This is a genomic window from Halorubrum sp. SP3 (assembly GCF_005435195.1).
Lineage (GTDB): Archaea > Halobacteriota > Halobacteria > Halobacteriales > Haloferacaceae > Halorubrum > Halorubrum sodomense.
This window is the reverse complement of the sequence record NZ_SGTU01000565.1, coordinates 1-301: the sequence shown is the minus strand read 5'-3', so window position 1 is coordinate 301 and position 301 is coordinate 1. Positions and strand designations below refer to the sequence as shown.

Here is a 301-nt window from a genome sequence, read left to right as displayed (position 1 = left end):
GGACGACGACGCGACCGTCGCGGACGTCGACGAGGTGATCACGGACATCTACGAGCCGATCAACAACGGCGTCTACCGCGCCGGGTTCGCCACCTCGCAGGAGGCGTACGACGAGGCCATCGACGACCTCTTCGACGCGCTCGACCGCTACGACGATCACCTCGCCAATCAGCGGTACCTCGTCGGCGACTCCCTGACGGAGGCGGACATCTGCATGTTCACCACCCTGATCCGCTTCGATCAGGTGTACCACACGCACTTCATGTGTAACCGGAAGTTCGTCCACCAGTACGACAACCTC

General features: G+C 62.5%; 1 protein-coding gene. It reads left to right on the top strand.

Annotated features, from left to right (window positions below):
* Positions 1–301 (top strand): glutathione S-transferase C-terminal domain-containing protein (locus EXE42_RS17575; RefSeq protein ID WP_199240819.1); only part of this gene is annotated, 301 nt, incomplete at both ends.